Source organism: Pseudomonas sp. W22_MBD1_FP4 (genome assembly GCF_052113765.1).
In the GTDB taxonomy this organism is placed as follows: Bacteria; Pseudomonadota; Gammaproteobacteria; order Pseudomonadales; family Pseudomonadaceae; genus Aquipseudomonas; species Aquipseudomonas sivasensis.
In genome coordinates, this window is record NZ_JBGQOI010000055.1 from 1 (window position 1) to 1200 (window position 1200).

The following is a 1200-nucleotide window of genomic DNA, read 5'->3' on the forward strand; positions in this document are numbered from 1 at the left end:
CTAAGGAAATCCTGAAAAAGACTTCCTGATTTGGCAAAATCTCCGGACACCAATCGCCGAGCTTTTCAATGAAGCAAATGACCTTCGCCGATGCCGAGTACGCCGGTAAGCGCAAGCAGACCCGCAAGGATTTGTTCCTGATCGAGATGGATCGGGTCGTACCCTGGAAGGGTTTGATTGCCCTGATCGAACCTCATTACCCGACGGGCGAAGGGGGGCGTCCGGCCTATCCTTTGATGGCTATGCTGCGGGTTCATCTCATGCAGAACTGGTTCGGTTACAGCGATCCTGCGATGGAAGAAGCGCTGTACGAGACGACGATCTTGCGCCAGTTTTCAGGTCTGAGCCTGGAGCGGATCCCAGATGAAACTACCATCCTCAACTTCCGTCGCCTGCTGGAAAAGCACGAGTTGGCGGCTGGTATTCTCGGCGTGATCAATGGCTATCTGGGCGACCGTGGCTTGTCGCTGCGACAAGGCACCATCGTCGATGCCACGCTGATTCATGCGCCCAGTTCGACCAAGAACAAGGACGGCAAACGCGACCCTGAGATGCATCAAACCAAGAAAGGTAACCAGTATTACTTCGGTGCCAAAGCTCACATTGGTGTCGACGATGAGTCAGGGCTGGTGCACAGCGTGGTGATCACTGCGGCCAACGTCGCGGACATAACCCAAGTCGACAAACTGCTACACGGTGCTGAGAACGTGGTCTGCGCCGATGCAGGCTATACCGGTGTCGAGAAGCGCGAAGAGCATGCGGGACGCCACGTCATCTGGCAGATCGCAGCCCGGCGCAGTACCTACAAAAAACACGGTAAACGCAGCGCGCTGTACAAAGCGATGCGCAAGATCGAGAAAGCCAAGGCCCAGGTTCGCGCCAAGGTTGAGCATCCATTTCGAGTGATCAAGCGTCAGTTTGGTTATACGAAAGTGCGTTTCCGAGGCTTGGTGAAAAACACTGCTCAGATGGTGACGCTGTTCGCCCTGTCGAACCTTTGGATGGCGCGTCGATATTTGCTCTCCAGCGCAGGAGAGGTGCGTCCGTAATGAGGGAAATAGCTGCTGCTAGGAGCGTTCAGCGGAAAAAATGGATGGAATAGGCGGCAGACGTGATCGGTTTTGAACGGCTGCCGTTTTTTGAAAGCGCCTATGGCTCAGCAGTCGAAAAATAGCGGCCTACTTCAGACTATCCCTAAGG

1 protein-coding gene is annotated in these 1200 nt (G+C 54.8%); it reads left to right on the forward strand.

Translation table 11 applies throughout. The features are described from left to right. The first annotated feature begins 68 nt into the window (after positions 1–68). Entirely contained in the window at positions 69–1049 is a 981-nt protein-coding gene (locus ACEN2T_RS29935) for an IS5 family transposase (protein WP_442117995.1), read from the forward strand. Positions 1050–1200: the final 151 nt, after the last annotated feature.